We start from the raw sequence: 15,372 nt of genomic DNA on the forward strand, positions 1-15,372 counted from the left end.
TCTCCAAATTGTTCATAATTTCTTGGTGCATTTGATTTAATCTTTCTAAAGATTTTTTTTCATTTTCCTTAGAGACTTCACAACCACAAGGTTGAAACATATACGCTCCGCTCCATACCATAAAGCTTAATCGACCAGTATTGTTGCATTTATCACACATTGTTAGCACCCTTTCTTTATCCCAATAATTGTTTTTCAAATTCTTGATTTTCTTCCACCGACTCTTGATCACGTATAGAATATTCAGGCATATGAATTTCAAAAGTGATCTTTTTTACACGACTTTCAACTCTTCCAGATGGATATAACGTTTCTGCAGATAAATCAGAGATAGGAATATTTGCCGTAATAATAGTTAAAAGGTTATTGTTCATTCGATGTTCCAATATTTCCGTAATTACGCGCTCTTTCCATACGCTAGGATCTGAACTCCTTTTACTTCTTGATTCTTCTACACCTAGATCATCGATCAATAATAAGTTCGCTTCACGAAATGTCCTCATTACTGCAGATGTGCTCTTTTCACTATCAAACGTTGATTTAATTTCATTCAAAATATCATTAGCAGAAATAAATAGCGGTACAATTCGATATTTTTTAAAAAGTGCGTTCCCGATGCTAATCATTAATCTTGTTTTACCGCTGCCTTTGACCTGACTGTGGAAATAAAGTCCTTTTCCTTTTTCTTTAATCTCTTCATAATTTTCAACAAATCGAGCTGCAATTCGTTTAGCATAAGCTGCTGCTGCTTTTGCATTATCATCCTCGTAAACTGTTAACGAAAAATTATTTATACTAGCATTCAAGAATTTTTCTGGTATTCTAGCACTCTTTAGTGTTTTTTCAATTTCCAAACGTTCTTGACGTTCCTTTCTGCAGTTACATTCTTTGTAAGTGATATGGTTGCTATTGAGTTTTTCTCTTTTATCAAGAAAGTGATAGTGAGTATCTTCTACATGCATCAAGCCCGTGCCGTCGCAGGATTTAAAAGGACAATTAGTAGTCGCATTCAGTATCTTGTATCTCTCCATTTTCCCCGACAAGACGTTGGTTTTGTTGTTTTGGAGTAATTCCATTCTCTGTTTTAATTTTGGATACTTTTGAGATAGTTTTTGTAGAATTTCCCCTAGTTCCTCCACTTTGTCCACCTCCAGCTAATGCTTTTGCACGTTCTGTTTTTTCATACTGCTTTGTAAAAATGTATTGCGCAATGTAGTTAAACGAATTAATCCTATCGTGACTATGTTTGGGTTTAAAATTATCAAAAACTTCGTTGGTCCAATTCATAGCATCTTGAAGATTAATTCCTTGATCGATAACTTCAACAATCGCTTGTATGTCAGAGGGGGAAATTATCAACCCGGACCCTCTTCGTTGTAAATAGCACTGCTCTAATTGCTGAATGGCATTTTCACGCATTTGATTTTGAGATTTTTTTTCGAGATTTACTTTGTTCTCTTTATCATCTTCATAATCATTAATATCTGTAGTAATATCTGGTATTGCTTTGGTCATATTGGCCACCCCGTCTGGACAACTTGACCACATGGCTTGGTCATTTTGACCACATGGCTTGGTCATTAAATTTTTAAGTATTTGATAATTGATTGTGTACCATTTTGTATGATCAGCCTTCATTTTGTTAAAGTTTGCAGTCACTAATAGTTTGTCTTTTTCAAGATCACTGATCGTCCTTCTAATTGTTCTGTCTGACCAAAACGGAAACTCAACTTTCCACTCTGAATATGTTTTGTAAAACCATCGAATACCTTCACGATTATGGGTGCTCTTGTTTAACCAGTAATGAGCTTGTTGTAAAACAATTGCCTTATTTAATCCAATTGATGTTGCTAAAGAAGGTAATACGAGCAAAGGATATTCATCAAGTAAATAATTAGTAGTCATGATAGTATCTCCAATCTATGACTCTCCAAATTTGGTGAGTCCCACCTTTTTTGTATATAATCAATAGCAACTTGGAAATCACTTCGTGATATATCTCGAAACGATGATACTCCAAACATTTTTTTCAACTCACTATGAAGTTGGGAGAAATACTTCCTTCTAGCTTTATCTGGAACATGGGAGAATTTTCTATGAATTGATGATGCAATAGCTTTTTGGATTTGTTTTTGTTCGATTGATATTAATGTAAATTGATGACTCTCCAAATTTTGGCGAGTCCTATTAAACTCCTTAATATAACGTTCTTTAAACTGCATCGCCCTCTCACCACTGTAGCCCATAGCAAGAATGGCAAAACCATCAAATGTAACTATAAACATAGGCATAATACGACCTTGTTGGTTTTTATAAGAGGACTCTCCAAAATTGGCGAGTCGAAAAGGTTCGGAACATTTTAAACTTCGAATATCCCTTAGAACTTTGTCATGCCCTTTTTGAAATACTTCAGCAATTTTCAAACTGTTTGTAACAGGTTGTTTATCTTGTATAAATACAATTTGTTCCACACTTGTTGTTAACACTGTTATTCCCCCTTTCCTTTAGGGTTTTTACGAACTGTTCATCAACGCTTGAATGTTATATCTGATAACTTAACCTCTTTTAGCTTTTCATCTAATTTCACTACCGCTATTGGGTACGCAATTACTCCGCCAGAATGACCACCTATCATAGGTGAAGGGTCTAATACGTGCGAATACTGAAATACGCCTATAAATTCAGCTTCTAATAATTCGTTTTCTAATAATTCGTTTTTTATATTCACGTAACAGTCTTTATCCATAATCTCACCTTTCTTTTGGTTTGTACTACGAACTAGGTATTTGAACGTCTTTCATTTGTTCAAATCTTATCTGTGACCTATCCCCACTTTCATATGACTTAACAAGATGTTTTATAAATGTAGTGTTAATTACAGCTTGTGGATGCGGTATAGCTTCCCAATAAGGTATTAAATCTTTTATCCGTTCAACTTCTGTTTTCCATTCTTCTTCCGTTGTCATTTGATCACCCTTTCGTTTGCGTCGTAGTTTCGCTCAAAACAAACTCAGCTGCTCAAAACCCTGTATTTGTTCAAACTTCTCTTCTATTACTTCCTCTTCGGTTCGTTCAAACAAATTAGCCTTTAATATTGCGAAATGTGCTTTTTCATTTTTAATATGAAGATAGTAAACATAAACATATTTGCTTTTATTGCTTAATGATTTAATAAAATAATCCTGTCCTTTTTCTACTAGTTGGCAGGTACCTGTATTGGTGCAAGTTGCCTTAACCAATTCTGTACATCCCCTTTTCAATAGATGCAATTAAAGTTTTGAAACCTAATGTTTTAAACGTGTTAATCAACACCGATTTCTTTAAGTTAACCTTCATATCATCCAGTGATGATATTTTTAACAGGTCCTTAGTATCACACCGGATCATGGCTAACTGTTTGCTTAAAAATGTTAGTTCTCTGCCTTCTTTTAGCTTTGATACATATCTCTTAAACTCAGAGTCTTTTAACTCATCTAGTTTTTCATAAAGAGTTTCTAAGCAACCGTATCTAGCTATTAACGGGTATGCTGCCTTTTCTCCTACTCCTGGACACCCTGGTATATTATCTGATTTATCTCCAAGGAGTGCTTTACAATCTGCCCACTGATCAGGTGCTACATTCCATTGTTTCATTAAATGTTGTGGTGTAATGGTGTGTTCCCTATTGCTTTTACTTATAAGCTGACTTGTATTCTCTGACAATAGTTGAAATAAGTCTTTATCATTGGAAATTATCCCGACTACTGATTGCCCTTTTTCTCGTCTCCATATAGCATTAATGCTTCCTATTACATCATCTGCTTCTATCTCTTTATGTGAATATTGAGCAATACCTAATTCAGAAAAAAGTTTCTGAGCAGTCGTAAACTGTTGTTTTAACTCTGGTTCCGTTTCTTTTCGATTAGCCTTATAATCTGGATAGATTTTTCTTCTAAACGTATTTTCACGTCCTTCATCCCAAGCAATAGCAAGGTGAGACGGATTTGATCTACTTATTAAATCCAATATTTTTTGAGCCATAATATAAACTGCATTAGTATAAAGACCATCATGCCTTTTTAACATGCTCTTCTTCGTTGCGTGAAAAGCAGTTGCAAGTACATTGCTTCCATCTATTAAAATGAGACGTTCAACCTTTTTAAAAGATGGTGGGACTGCTTTAATATTTGGTTTATATATAGTTGATATTGAGAAATCTTTTATTTCTACTAACACTTTCTCTTGCATATGTTGTGATATATCATTTTCTATTTCTTTAAGACGAACAACAAAATCTCCAACCTTCATAATGCTTTTGGCATTTTTCTGACTATCGATTTTGATCATGAACTTCTTGTTAATAATGCTAATTTCACTTACTGTTTGGTCACCTGTGAAACGCTTTTCTAATTGAAGTATTAAACTTTGAAAGGAAGCCCTTGTTGCTTTGCCTAATTCAGTGTCCGGAAGTATAACCATACAAATGTTTTCTTCATAATTTTTTGGCACATAAACACCTTTGGCGATTAGAAACCACCTACTTCCACTGGATATATTTTAATAAACTAGTTATACTTGAAATAAGGAAAAATTTTCTTAGCTGACCTTTTCACACTGCAATGTGAGAGGTCTTTTTATTTTTAGAACAAGAACTGCTTCGTGTGAAAACTCCCATAATTCAGATTCGCATATCGGACATACATTTAATTCTCTGTTTTTTTCGACTGCAAAAGCTTCGTCGCATTCTTCGCAGCTATAAACATCCATATTCACTGTTTTGCTCCTTTCCATATAAATTGGCATCCATATTTTCAGCTATCACAATGAGAATGTTGGCATCATTCAAATCGTGTGTTATTAAGATATATATTCACATCCTTTCCGGTGACGGATACCGACTCACCGTTGAAACAGCGATTAGCTTATGTAATTTTCTAGGTTGTGGTCGGGGGCGGCCCTTAAATCGCTGTCTCAACGAAAGGCCGATAGCCTTTCAGACTTGCATTATGTAGATCTAGTTGATAAAATATAATTACTCTTGTTATACGGCTTTAAAAGCTATGGCAGTAAGTGTTGGCGCACTTGCTGTTTTTTCTATTTTCGGACCATTTTTTCGTTGGAAATTAACTCTTATTAATGTTACTTGTTCAGCTAATTTGAAAAATATTTCAGCTTCTAATGAATTACCTTTTCCCTCTAAAAAATCTCCACGTTTAACTAATGCTTCAACAATCATTTCCATTTCCATACCGTCTAGTTCAACGTCTTTACCCAGGTTAAATACTTTGGTAGACATAATCTCAAATAGACGTTTTGAGAATCCGTTAAGCTCCTTTTTATAGGAATGAATAGCATTAAGGATTCTTCCAAAATTGATAGAATTGAATGGTTTAAGAGTTTTTTCCTTCATTTGTCATGTCTCCTTTAACATCATTAGAATAATTAAATATGATTGCATAATCATAAGGTGTTTTTGCTTCTTTTATTGCTTGCCATAATTGGTTGATTAATTGTTGAGTCATTTTTACCCCGTTAATAATTGTGATATTACTTCTAAACTTTTCATTACAATTGATTGATCAACTCCAGACAATGCTGCAATCATAATGTCTTTTGCACTAGTTGTGTTCATCCACTCAATGAATGTTTGCACATCCATTTGTTTCTTGTTATTTTCGAATTTGCTAATACAACTACGAGAACGATGTAATTTCAATGCTAGTTCCTCTTGTGATAGTCCATTTCGTTCCCTCGCCGCTCGCAACAAAGCGCCAAGGTTCACTTTCTCCTCACCCCTTTGTTTCTGATCTGGAACTGTTCTAACCAAGAACAGAAATTGAATTATTATTTAATTAAAATAAAATTGTAAGAACTCTTTTCATTTAATGCTTGTCCACCTAGGGGGAACTCCCCCATTTCCATCATACTTTGCTTTGTTTCTCTGCTTCTTTGGCCATTCTCTCTGCTCGTTTACGTTCAGCAATAATGCGACGAGCATCATCAATGAAGCAGGACAAAAATCTTTTTGATTGCTCAGCGTCTAAAATAATTTTTACTCCCAATCGCATTCACCCCTTTTGACCTGAGTACATTAATATATGCAATACACTGATTGTCTAAAAACACTTAGTTATAGAGCGGTTTTTAAATTTTTTCATTAATAATGCTTTTCTAATTACGCGAATATCACCAGCATAGTAAGTGTATTTTTCACCTGAAATGTTCCCAACAAACTTGTAATTAAATTTGCCATCTAACGTTGCTGTTGTTCGTGAGAGACATTTCATGTTTATTCAATTCCTTTCCATTCTTTGTAATGGTCAATGATTTCTTCTTTGACTGCTTCCCAGTGTTTATCATTTAAACGTGAGTGAGGCTTGAAAGTTATAAAGTCAAACCAAGACATATTTGTATGGCCTTCTAAATTATGGCTTAGCAATAAAGCCCCTTCTGATTTCCAAAGGTCATAGCATAAGGAACCAGGAGCAAATGAATAAGTATCATTAAATTTCTCTACAAGGTTTTTAGAAACAAAGCTTTTAGTATGACCTGTTAAGTGAACATAAAATTCAATGGCTTTCTTACGGGTCAGTTTTTTCTTATCTTCACGTTTCATCTGTTTCATACAATTATCAATTTCATTGCCTTCAATTAAGCCTTCTAAAGCTGTTTCTTTAAAGAAAAATGAAATTTGATATTTTTCATTGTGGTAAGGACAGGTGCTATCAAATTTGAAGTTAGGATAGGGTTTAACACCTTCATAGGCCCAGACACCTTCACTTTCACATTTACCTGTAGTTGCATAAATGGTCCACACTCGACCTTTTACATAAATGACTTTGTCAAATAAATCATTTAATTCAAGTTGATTAGACATTAGTTTCAACTCCTTATTATCAATTCATCATGTTGCTATTCCAACAACATTGTTACCAAAAAAATTTTCAATGTTACAACGTAGTTCAAACGCTAGTAAAGGCAAGTGATCAGCCTTAAATGAATATTCACCTCTTTCGTACTTCATATAAGTAGAAGCATTTTTAAATCCTAGTTTGATTGCCATATCTTGAAGAGATATGTTTAATTCTTTTCGTCTTTGTTTTATAAAATCGAGATTTAAAGTTTTCATCATTTTCTCCTTTTTTTGTTGTTATATCAGCAACTTAACCTAAGTATATGTTGTTAATTTAGCAAAGTCAAGTTTTTTTGTTGTTGATTTAGCAAAATTATTTTTTCTTATATAGAAAAATGATAAAATTGATTTGTTGCTAATATAGAAAAGTGGTGGTTAGTATGGGTAAAAGTACACCAAATAGAGTTAAACATTTAAGAAATAAACATAATTTATCCTTAAGAGAATTAGAAAAGCGAACGGGAATTAATTATAGTGTCATTAGTAGAATTGAATCTGGTGACCGACCTTTAAATGACAATGAGTTGAAAATATTTGCTGATTTATTTGATGTATCTGTAGACTACCTTATTGGCAGAACTGATGAACCAGTAGTAAAAGATAATAACCCTATCAACATCTCTTTCCGGGATGGTGGAGAGGAAATAACAGAAGAAGAAGCTGAATACTTAGAACAGCAACTTAAACAATTTAGGGAGCTGCGAAAGAAGTTTCAGCAGAATAATGAGTAGTAAATACAATTATTGGAGGTATTTAACGATATGACGGAACATTTACTACAAAAAATTATAAAGAAACTAGACAATATTGATAAAAAAGTGAATGAAATTGAAACTACTATGGCTACTAAAGATGATATTAAAAGATTGGAAGCTTCAATCAATAGCCAACACATCGAAAATATCAATTCTGATGATCTAATTCTACGCAATTTAGACGAAATAAAAGAAAGTGTCCGTTACGTCAATCGTAAGATAGCAGATACCGAACTCGATGTGCATACGATGAAAAAAGCACTTAAACAATAAAGCATAAAGCGTAGAAATTTCAACAAGAGGATAAATTCAACAAGACACGCAACTATATTTTTGCGTGTCTTTTTAATTGACCAAAAGGGGGAAATTTGATGTATGGAAGCTTATTCTTTTTAAACACGGTTAGCCCTGATCGGCCAGTAGAAGAAAAGTATGTAGTCGAAATTGAGGGGCAAGATAGAGTTTCCTTTGTTAAAAAAGAAAATGCAATGCTTTTTTTATTTGATAATGGTGTAAGTACATTTCAATATTTCACGAAAGAAATATCAGAATATAAAAATATAAAAAATGTTGCAACGTATGAATTATGGCATATCGAAAACAGAGTTGGTTATGTCCTTTATAATTATGAACCTTTTATTGATGAAAATAATCAAGTACAAAAAAGAAAAGCTTATGTTTGGAGGTTTATTGGATTTGGCAAACCTAGTTTTGCTGCTACTAAAGAAGAGTTAAAAAATAAGGTTATGTCATTAATTTCCGAATATAAAAATGATACTGATAATCGAGGACTAAATGCATATCCTTATTTTACTCAATATTATAGATAGGGGTAACTTATATTGCACTCATACGATTTTATCGCTATTGATTTTGAAATAGCAAACCATAATTATAGTAGTGCCTGCTCATTAGGAATGGTTTTTGTAGATGAAAGGAAAATTGTAGATGAAAAGTACTATTTAATTCAACCGCCCAACTTAGAGTTAGATGAAGAGTTTTCAAAAATTCATAGTTTAACACTTGATCAATTGAGTACTGCACCTCTTTTTCATGAAGTGTGGGATGAGATTAAGCCTTTTTTCAATGACGACTCTCTTATCATTGCACATAATGCACAATTTGACATGAACACATTGAAAAACTGCTTAATAGAAAACTCTTTAAATGTACCTAACTTTAAATATGTTTGCAGTATTCCTATCAGTACTAGAGCCTGCAGAGGGGAAGGAATAGGATCTTCTTTAAAAGAACGAACTAAACGTTTTGGTATAACTTTAGATGATCATCATCATGCACTTTCTGATGCGAGAGCTTGTGCGGAATTGGTAATCAAATGTTTAGAAGTTAAGAAACGCAAAACAATTCATTCTTATTGTAAGACATATTCTAGTATACCAGTAAAATTATTTTCAGATTTGAAAACTCAATCTACTTTCTTAATACGAGGAAAACGGAAAAAATTTGATAGTGTAAAGATTGCGGAGATTACTCCAACTACCAGTAATATTGATAATAATCATCCTTTCTATAACCGACTCTTTGTCTTTACTGGTAACTTAGAAACTATTGATAGAAAAAACGCAATGCAAAAAGTTGTTGATGTTGGTGGTATTATTAAAAGTGGTGTAACAAAAAATACAGACTACATCATTGTCGGTAAACAGGATTTATCAATAGTTGGAAAAGACGGATTAAGTTCAAAGGAACGAAAAGCCTATGAACTTATAGAAAAAGGAATTAATATAAAAGTTCTTAATGAAGATCAATTTTTAAAAAACTTAAAATTGATTTCAAATTTAAAATGATTTAGTCCAGTGATGGACTTTTTCTTTTCGATAGGAAATGTCATTATTTGATAACTTTTGTCGAAAGTATAGCATTTCCTGAGAAATTATGTAAAATCTACTATAATTAACAAAGGAGGTTTTTACTTGGAAAAGAATAAATTTTATCAAAAAAAATGGTTTGCTTGGGTCTGTCTAATTCTATTAGCTCCAGTTGGTATTTTTTTGATGTGGCGCTATAAACATCATAGTGTTCCATTGCGTTCAATTGCCTCAGTAATTTTTGGACTCATTTTTTTAGTAGCTATATTTTCTGATGATACTAATGAAGTCTCTCAAAATGAGAGTGACCAAGAAGTGGTTGAAACTACTGGTGAAGTTAATGAACCTATTGAAGAAAATGAAACTACAGAAGTTGAGGAAGATCACACCGAAATTCTTGAATTCAATGGTGAGATGTCACTTGAAACCGCTGATAGTAATGTAACAGTAAATATTAATTCTAATGTTCCTGATGGCGGAATTTTTGAAGTGACAGTTGTTAATGGGAACTTTGACGTAGTTAGTGAATTTCTAGAAATTAAAGGAGGGTCTATAAAACACACCTTCGATATTTCCGATTGGCCTGTTGGATACATATCTGGAATAGCAAGTCTACGATTTAATTATGAAGAAAATCCACAACCTGAGCATATTAAGGCTATTTATGGTGAAACAGGGGAAAAAATGACTGGAGAGTTAGTTCAAGAAAATCATTTAGATGGATATAATGGAGTAATTTCCATTGATACTGTACCTTACCCAGACGAAACTACGGTTTTAGCTAAACAATCTGAATTATTTGATGAAGCTATTAATGAAATGATTTCCTTAGGTGAAGGAATTATTAAAAGTATTAAACCTATGACAGGTGACGATTGGAAAATTGTTGATGTAGTAATTAGTGATGCTTGGTACCACTCGCAAGAGTACGAAAAAGAACGATTTGCAGAACAAGTTGGTAATGCAATCGAAAATATCGTATTAAATAGCGGAAAAGCTACTGGAACTGTTAGCGTTTATTTTAAAGACGAATATGGTAAAGAAGTTGCTACCCCAAAAATTTTGGGTGGTTATAATATCAAAAGATAAAGCCTTTATGGCTTTTCTTTTTATTTACAAAAAGAACACACATTCGTATAATTAGTTTTAAATAGAAATTTTTGGGGGTTAGTCATGCGCTTTATATCATTGCACGAAGAAAAACTTACAAAACTTTATCAAAAGAAAGGCATTATTACAGTAAGTGATTTATCCATAAGTAATATTGCTGATAGTTTTAATATTTTGATAAAGTACCATCACTTGAACAGCAAATGTTTATACGATAATAATTGTGGTTTAATGTTATTAAAAGAAAATCAACGTATTGAAAATGAACGTGCCGATTTTTTTCATGAAATGGCTCATTTTTTCTCACATGTCGGTGATCAACGTAAGATGGTTAAAGATTTTGTCAGATTGCAAGAAAGACAGGCCCATTGGATATCTCTCTACGCTTCAATGCCAAGATTTATTTTTGAACCAATTTTAAATGAAACTAGATCATTAAAGGAATTGGTAGAAGTGTTTCAGCTTCCAGAAACTATGATTAAAGAAAGAATAAGAATTATCCGTCAGCAAAATTCCACTCAAAGTTATTATGACAACTTACATCAACAAGAAGACCTGCGAATAAATCGCTCATTACAAAAAGAAAAAATCTATGATTCTACTTTAGAAGTATTACAGAAATTAAGCAATCAAGTTGGAGAGGAGAAATTAAGTTATGAAATTCAAAGTCTATTACGATGAAATTGATGGTGAATTACGACCTATGTGGCTGATATTGCCAGTTAATATTGATGGGGCTTTTTCTTATTATTCGTTACAAGCACCGTTTGAAAGATTTTATCCAGAAGAATTTTATGGAGATATGAAGAATGTAACTGTATCCCAGGGGGAGTTGGTACGTTGTGTTGATGATCCATATTCATTTGGAATTAGCCTTGATCTACTAACCAATTATTTAACTAAAAATGGTTATCCTCTTGAAGTTATTCATGAGGCAGATAATTTTATTGTTCGATTTGATGATCTTGAGGAGCTGCTACAGTTTGATGTGAGAGGAATATTTTAAATGATATTGAATAAGTGTGAAATAAAAGACGAGGTGATTAATCATGCGCTGTGCAATCTATGCCCGTGTATCAACTGATGAACAAGCAACCGAAGGATTTTCTATCCCCGCACAAAAGGAACGATTAGAAAGTTTTATAAAAAGCCAAGGTTGGCATATACACGACTTTTATATTGATGACGGGTATAGTGCCAAAAACTTAGAAAGACCTCAAATTAAGCGAATGATGAAGGATATTGAGGCAAATAAGTTTGATGTTGTAGTAGTTTATAAATTAGATAGAATGGTCCGTTCGGTTGCAGATCTCCACAAATTACTTAAACTTTTTGAAAGAAATAAAGTTATGTTTAAGTCTGCAACAGAAATGTTTGATACTACTAGTGCGATGGGGCGATTTTTTATCACTCTTGTTGGAGCTATGGCCGAGTGGGAACGTGAAAACATTGGAGAACGTGTGAAATTTGGGACTCAGCAAATGGTGGAACAAGGAATAAGACCCGGGTCTCCACGACCATATGGTTATGAGTATACCGAAGGCGGTGAACTCAAAATTGTTGAAGATGAAGCTAAATGGGTGAAATTTATTTTTGATAAGTATGCAACGAATGGCGCTCAAACTATAGCCATTGAATTAAATCAAATGGGGATTAAAAATAAGAAAAATGATTTGTGGCATGGATCAAGTATTCGTTATATCTTAGATAATCCTATTTATGCAGGATTGCTTCGTTGGGATTATAGGCGTAGATCTGGTGATGTACGAATTTTTAATGATGATTTCACAATTGCAGAATTTAAACAAGAGGGATTTCAGCCTATTATTACAAAAGAGCAATTCGAATTAACTCAAAGTTTAATAAAAGAACGAGCAACCAACCGTATTCGTTCAACTACACATTACCCTTTTTCTACAATTATTCGTTGTTCGGAATGTGGACATAAATATGTAGGTAGAACTGAAATAAGGCAACCGGGTAACCGCCCATATCGTTCTTATTCTTGTCAGGGACGAAAAAAATATGGGGTTTGTAATGCGGCATCTTTCTCTGAAGAAGCGATGAACGAGGCTTTTTTAAAAAGCTTAGAATATTCATTGGGGCAATTAGATGAAATAGCTGCTGGACATGATATAAATCATATAGATGTTGAAAATTCTCTTTTAAAAATACAAAACAAAAAAGAACGAGCTAAAGAATTGTATATTGAAGGTGACATTTCTAAAAAACGTTACCAGGAATTAATGAACGAATACACAAAAGAAGAGAATAAGCTTCAATCAGCAATTGATGAAGCAGAAGAAGTTATATCAACTGAAGAAATAAAGAAGTTTTTACTTCATCTTAAAGATGAATGGAAAGACATGGATTATGAGGCCCAGAAAAAAGCAATTCAAAGTACATTTGAAACAATAACAATTAAAGTAATTAAAAAAGGAACAGCTGGTAAAAATCCTAAACCTGCTGTCCTTGATATCATTGACTATCAAAAGAGGTAGTCTTTTCTTCTTTATTACGACCTAACGAGCACAACGGATGCCCGAACCACGGTTTCTTGAAAGCAGCTCCATCTGTATCTATAATTTCTCTTATCTTCTTTTCGTTTACAAACTGGAGTAGTGGCGATGTCGGATCATTGACAATTTCTTGTAACCATTTCCTTACAGCCTTCGTGTAAAAAGGGTTATGGGTTTTAGGATATGGACTCTTTTTTCTATAAAGTACACTGTTTGGCAACACTCCTTCTAGAGCCTTACGTAAAATACCTTTTTCTCTACCTTCTAGGTTTTTCATTTTCCAAGGAATATTCCACACGTACTCTACTAATCGATGATCAGCAAAAGGTACTCGTACTTCAAGACTCGCCCCCATACTCATTCTGTCTTTTCGATCAAGTAGCGTTGTCATAAACCATACCATGTTTAAATAAAACAGTTCTCTCCTTCTCGCATCCTCATTACTTTCTCCATCTAGACGAGGAGTTTCAGCAACAGTATCTGTATAACGGTTCATAACATAATCTTTCAGCTGAAGTTTTTCTCGCCACTCATCTGTTAATAGTGCCTCACGCTCTAGTGTGGAATGCATCCAAGGAAAGCTCTCACGATTCATCAAATCCTTGCGGTGGAACCATGGGTAACCACCAAAAATTTCATCAGCACACTCACCGGAAAGCCCTACTGTTACATCTTTTTTGATTTTTTCACAAAACCAAAGTAAAGATGAATCAATATCAGCCATACCTGGTAAATCGCGAACGTAAACGGCTTCTTTTAAATAACCTGCCAAATCTTCATTTGTTATTATACATGAATGATGTTTCGTCCCTAAAAATTCAGATACTTCTTTTATCCAAGGACCATCTGCGTTTGGCTGAAAATCATTTGCTTTAAAATATTTATCATTATCTATATAATCAATGGAGTACGTATGAAGTGGTCCTCTTCCCTCTTTCTCAAAATAGTTTGCCGCAAATGCTGTTAAGGCACTAGAATCAACTCCACCTGAAAGAAACGTACTTACAGGCACGTCAGCTACCAACTGCCTTTCCACAGTATCCTTTAATAGCCAATTAATTTTTTCCGCAGTTTGTTCTACATTTTCTTCATGTACTTCACTCTTTACGTTCCAGTACCTTTGAATTTTTAATCCATTTTTATTATATTTTAATACATGACCTGGACGTAATTCCTTCATATTATCGAACACACCGTGCCCTGGTGTTCTTGAAGGACCTAACCCAAACACTTCCGCTAATCCTTCCCTTGTCACTTCTGACTTAACATTAGGGTGTGCTAAAATTGCTTTTAATTCGGAACCAAATAGTAATGCTCCATTTAATTCTTGATAAAATAAAGGTTTTACCCCTAAACGATCACGAGCAATAAAAAGTTCTTCCTTTTTTTCATCCCAAATCGCAAACGCATAAATACCATTTAAATAATCAACACACGCTTCTCCCCACTCAATAAAGGAAGTAAGTAAAACCTCTGTATCTGAATGGGATTTAAAGGTATGCCCACGCGCTAGCAGTTCTTTTCGAATATCTTCTGTATTATAAAGCTCACCGTTGTAAGCCATTGTACAAACCTTAGATTTTTCTGACTTTGTCATTGGTTGTTTTCCACCTTCAGGGTCAACAACAACCAGTCGTGTATGACCAAAAGCTGCATGTAATGAACTCCAGACTCTGGAATCATCTGGTCCGCGCTGACTTAATGTTTTGGTCATTTTATCAACAGTTTTTACTTCTTTTCGTAAATCATTGTTCCAATCAACCCAACCAGTAATACCGCACATCTATTTCAACCCCTCCTAGGGAATGTTGTATAATCTTGGGCCACTCTGACCCATACAACAACATATTCACTTATGTGCCTAATCGTTCTTCATTCAATTCAATTGGCATGTATTCTCACATTATTTTTTACTAAATGAATAGTTTCTTTCTATTGATGAAATATTATGGTTAGACTTTCATTAAGGAGGACAACTGGTATATGAATGCAAACCGTGCTCAACAGATTTTAGAATCATCTAAAGATATTGAAGTTAAACATAACGGCGCTTCTATTTGGATTCAAAATGTTAATTCACAAGAAGGCACTGCGCGAGTTTACCCTAGAGAAAACCCTGAACAAGAAATGACTGTGAATGTTCAAGAATTGCAAGAGCCCTAATCAAAGAAGGCATCGACTAAATTATTTAGTAGATGCCTTCTTTGTTTAATTAAACGACCACCTACTAAAGCAGGTGGATTTGGACATAAAATGTCGACGACTAA

23 protein-coding genes are annotated in these 15,372 nt (G+C 33.8%); 9 read left to right on the forward strand and 14 right to left on the reverse strand.

All coding sequences use genetic code 11. From position 1 onward, the window contains the following. Positions 1–176 precede the first annotated feature (176 nt). From BKP37_RS12820 to BKP37_RS12870, 13 genes are all read right to left on the reverse strand, one after another. Positions 177–962 (reverse strand): DnaA ATPase domain-containing protein, encoded by a 786-nt coding sequence (locus BKP37_RS12820; RefSeq protein WP_169823141.1) that lies wholly within the window; start codon positions 960–962, stop codon positions 177–179. Positions 963–996: 34 nt separating this feature from the next. Then, positions 997–1,905, reverse strand: coding sequence for a hypothetical protein (locus BKP37_RS12825; RefSeq protein WP_071310007.1), 909 nt, complete (start codon positions 1,903–1,905; stop codon positions 997–999). Continuing rightward, positions 1,902–2,486, reverse strand: a complete 585-nt coding sequence (locus BKP37_RS12830) for a Rha family transcriptional regulator (RefSeq protein ID WP_245712520.1) — start codon at positions 2,484–2,486, stop codon at positions 1,902–1,904. Before BKP37_RS12830 ends, BKP37_RS12825 begins: the two co-directional genes overlap by 4 nt. A gap of 41 nt (positions 2,487–2,527) precedes the next feature. Next, positions 2,528–2,746 (reverse strand): hypothetical protein, encoded by a 219-nt coding sequence (locus BKP37_RS12835; RefSeq protein WP_071310008.1) that lies wholly within the window; start codon positions 2,744–2,746, stop codon positions 2,528–2,530. A gap of 25 nt (positions 2,747–2,771) precedes the next feature. Next, a complete protein-coding gene (locus tag BKP37_RS12840) occupies positions 2,772–2,966 on the reverse strand; it encodes a hypothetical protein (protein WP_071310009.1) in 195 nt (64 codons plus the stop codon). A gap of 33 nt (positions 2,967–2,999) precedes the next feature. After that, on the reverse strand, positions 3,000–3,239 hold the full coding sequence (locus BKP37_RS12845; protein WP_071310010.1) for a hypothetical protein: 240 nt from the start codon (positions 3,237–3,239) through the stop codon (positions 3,000–3,002). After that, positions 3,232–4,488, reverse strand: coding sequence for a 5'-3' exonuclease (locus BKP37_RS12850; RefSeq protein ID WP_084034695.1), 1,257 nt, complete (start codon positions 4,486–4,488; stop codon positions 3,232–3,234). The genes BKP37_RS12845 and BKP37_RS12850 overlap by 8 nt, the downstream gene beginning before the upstream one ends. A gap of 532 nt (positions 4,489–5,020) precedes the next feature. Beyond that, positions 5,021–5,389: a hypothetical protein gene (locus BKP37_RS12855; protein WP_071310011.1), complete on the reverse strand. Its 369-nt coding sequence runs from the start codon at positions 5,387–5,389 to the stop codon at positions 5,021–5,023. Beyond that, complete coding sequence (locus tag BKP37_RS20785) at positions 5,370–5,501, reverse strand: hypothetical protein (RefSeq protein WP_281243061.1); 132 nt, start codon at positions 5,499–5,501, stop codon at positions 5,370–5,372. The genes BKP37_RS12855 and BKP37_RS20785 overlap by 20 nt, the downstream gene beginning before the upstream one ends. 2 nt (positions 5,502–5,503) lie before the next feature. Beyond that, a complete protein-coding gene (locus tag BKP37_RS12860; protein ID WP_071310012.1) occupies positions 5,504–5,761 on the reverse strand; it encodes a helix-turn-helix domain-containing protein in 258 nt (85 codons plus the stop codon). Positions 5,762–5,900: 139 nt separating this feature from the next. Further along, on the reverse strand, positions 5,901–6,041 hold the full coding sequence (locus BKP37_RS20160) for a hypothetical protein (RefSeq protein WP_169823135.1): 141 nt from the start codon (positions 6,039–6,041) through the stop codon (positions 5,901–5,903). Between the two features lie 227 nt (positions 6,042–6,268). Then, positions 6,269–6,856: a hypothetical protein gene (locus tag BKP37_RS12865; protein WP_071310013.1), complete on the reverse strand. Its 588-nt coding sequence runs from the start codon at positions 6,854–6,856 to the stop codon at positions 6,269–6,271. 27 nt (positions 6,857–6,883) lie between these two features. Then, the gene (locus BKP37_RS12870) at positions 6,884–7,108 is read right to left on the reverse strand and encodes a helix-turn-helix domain-containing protein (protein WP_071310014.1); all 225 of its coding nucleotides are present in this window, start codon (positions 7,106–7,108) and stop codon (positions 6,884–6,886) included. A 164-nt stretch (positions 7,109–7,272) separates the two neighbouring features. Between BKP37_RS12870 and BKP37_RS12875 the strand changes: the two genes are divergently transcribed. The 8 genes from BKP37_RS12875 to BKP37_RS12910 all read left to right on the forward strand — a co-directional run bounded on the left by BKP37_RS12875 (position 7,273) and on the right by BKP37_RS12910 (position 13,087). Beyond that, positions 7,273–7,623, forward strand: a complete 351-nt coding sequence (locus BKP37_RS12875; protein WP_071310015.1) for a helix-turn-helix domain-containing protein — start codon at positions 7,273–7,275, stop codon at positions 7,621–7,623. A 30-nt stretch (positions 7,624–7,653) separates the two neighbouring features. After that, entirely contained in the window at positions 7,654–7,920 is a 267-nt protein-coding gene (locus tag BKP37_RS12880; RefSeq protein ID WP_071310016.1) for a hypothetical protein, read from the forward strand. Positions 7,921–8,018: 98 nt separating this feature from the next. Then, positions 8,019–8,477 carry a hypothetical protein gene (locus tag BKP37_RS12885; protein ID WP_071310017.1) on the forward strand — a complete coding sequence of 153 codons (459 nt, stop codon included), beginning with the start codon at positions 8,019–8,021 and terminating at the stop codon, positions 8,475–8,477. Positions 8,478–8,489: 12 nt separating this feature from the next. Continuing rightward, positions 8,490–9,455: an exonuclease domain-containing protein gene (locus BKP37_RS12890; protein WP_245712521.1), complete on the forward strand. Its 966-nt coding sequence runs from the start codon at positions 8,490–8,492 to the stop codon at positions 9,453–9,455. Between the two features lie 126 nt (positions 9,456–9,581). Beyond that, the gene (locus BKP37_RS12895) at positions 9,582–10,565 is read left to right on the forward strand and encodes a MerC domain-containing protein (RefSeq protein ID WP_071310019.1); all 984 of its coding nucleotides are present in this window, start codon (positions 9,582–9,584) and stop codon (positions 10,563–10,565) included. Between the two features lie 84 nt (positions 10,566–10,649). After that, positions 10,650–11,267 (forward strand): ImmA/IrrE family metallo-endopeptidase, encoded by a 618-nt coding sequence (locus BKP37_RS12900; protein ID WP_071310020.1) that lies wholly within the window; start codon positions 10,650–10,652, stop codon positions 11,265–11,267. Continuing rightward, positions 11,242–11,592 carry a hypothetical protein gene (locus BKP37_RS12905; RefSeq protein WP_071310021.1) on the forward strand — a complete coding sequence of 117 codons (351 nt, stop codon included), beginning with the start codon at positions 11,242–11,244 and terminating at the stop codon, positions 11,590–11,592. Before BKP37_RS12900 ends, BKP37_RS12905 begins: the two co-directional genes overlap by 26 nt. 43 nt (positions 11,593–11,635) lie before the next feature. Then, positions 11,636–13,087 (forward strand): recombinase family protein, encoded by a 1,452-nt coding sequence (locus BKP37_RS12910; protein WP_071310022.1) that lies wholly within the window; start codon positions 11,636–11,638, stop codon positions 13,085–13,087. On the opposite strand, the gene asnB is transcribed toward BKP37_RS12910, so the two are convergent. Then, on the reverse strand, positions 13,065–14,888 hold the full coding sequence (asnB, locus tag BKP37_RS12915; protein WP_071310023.1) for an asparagine synthase (glutamine-hydrolyzing): 1,824 nt from the start codon (positions 14,886–14,888) through the stop codon (positions 13,065–13,067). The two genes, BKP37_RS12910 and asnB, sit on opposite strands and share 23 nt — an antisense overlap. 200 nt (positions 14,889–15,088) lie before the next feature. Between asnB and BKP37_RS12920 the strand changes: the two genes are divergently transcribed. Continuing rightward, complete coding sequence (locus BKP37_RS12920) at positions 15,089–15,268, forward strand: H-type small acid-soluble spore protein (RefSeq protein ID WP_071310024.1); 180 nt, start codon at positions 15,089–15,091, stop codon at positions 15,266–15,268. The last annotated feature ends 104 nt before the right edge of the window (positions 15,269–15,372 follow it).

Origin of the sequence: Anaerobacillus alkalilacustris, assembly GCF_001866005.1 — a bacterium.
GTDB lineage: Bacteria > Bacillota > Bacilli > Bacillales > Anaerobacillaceae > Anaerobacillus > Anaerobacillus alkalilacustris.

Coding starts and splice junctions, on each gene's coding strand:
- BKP37_RS12820 (WP_169823141.1), bottom strand. CDS start 962: ATGCATGTAGAAGATACTCACTATCACTTTCTTGATAAAAGAGAAAAA.
- BKP37_RS12825 (WP_071310007.1), bottom strand. CDS start 1,905: ATGACTACTAATTATTTACTTGATGAATATCCTTTGCTCGTATTACCT.
- BKP37_RS12835 (WP_071310008.1), bottom strand. CDS start 2,746: ATGGATAAAGACTGTTACGTGAATATAAAAAACGAATTATTAGAAAAC.
- BKP37_RS12840 (WP_071310009.1), bottom strand. CDS start 2,966: ATGACAACGGAAGAAGAATGGAAAACAGAAGTTGAACGGATAAAAGAT.
- BKP37_RS12855 (WP_071310011.1), bottom strand. CDS start 5,389: ATGAAGGAAAAAACTCTTAAACCATTCAATTCTATCAATTTTGGAAGA.
- BKP37_RS20785 (WP_281243061.1), bottom strand. CDS start 5,501: ATGACTCAACAATTAATCAACCAATTATGGCAAGCAATAAAAGAAGCA.
- BKP37_RS12865 (WP_071310013.1), bottom strand. CDS start 6,856: ATGTCTAATCAACTTGAATTAAATGATTTATTTGACAAAGTCATTTAT.
- BKP37_RS12870 (WP_071310014.1), bottom strand. CDS start 7,108: ATGAAAACTTTAAATCTCGATTTTATAAAACAAAGACGAAAAGAATTA.
- BKP37_RS12875 (WP_071310015.1), top strand. CDS start 7,273: ATGGGTAAAAGTACACCAAATAGAGTTAAACATTTAAGAAATAAACAT.
- BKP37_RS12880 (WP_071310016.1), top strand. CDS start 7,654: ATGACGGAACATTTACTACAAAAAATTATAAAGAAACTAGACAATATT.
- BKP37_RS12885 (WP_071310017.1), top strand. CDS start 8,019: ATGTATGGAAGCTTATTCTTTTTAAACACGGTTAGCCCTGATCGGCCA.
- BKP37_RS12900 (WP_071310020.1), top strand. CDS start 10,650: ATGCGCTTTATATCATTGCACGAAGAAAAACTTACAAAACTTTATCAA.
- BKP37_RS12905 (WP_071310021.1), top strand. CDS start 11,242: ATGAAATTCAAAGTCTATTACGATGAAATTGATGGTGAATTACGACCT.
- BKP37_RS12910 (WP_071310022.1), top strand. CDS start 11,636: ATGCGCTGTGCAATCTATGCCCGTGTATCAACTGATGAACAAGCAACC.
- asnB (WP_071310023.1), bottom strand. CDS start 14,888: ATGTGCGGTATTACTGGTTGGGTTGATTGGAACAATGATTTACGAAAA.
- BKP37_RS12920 (WP_071310024.1), top strand. CDS start 15,089: ATGAATGCAAACCGTGCTCAACAGATTTTAGAATCATCTAAAGATATT.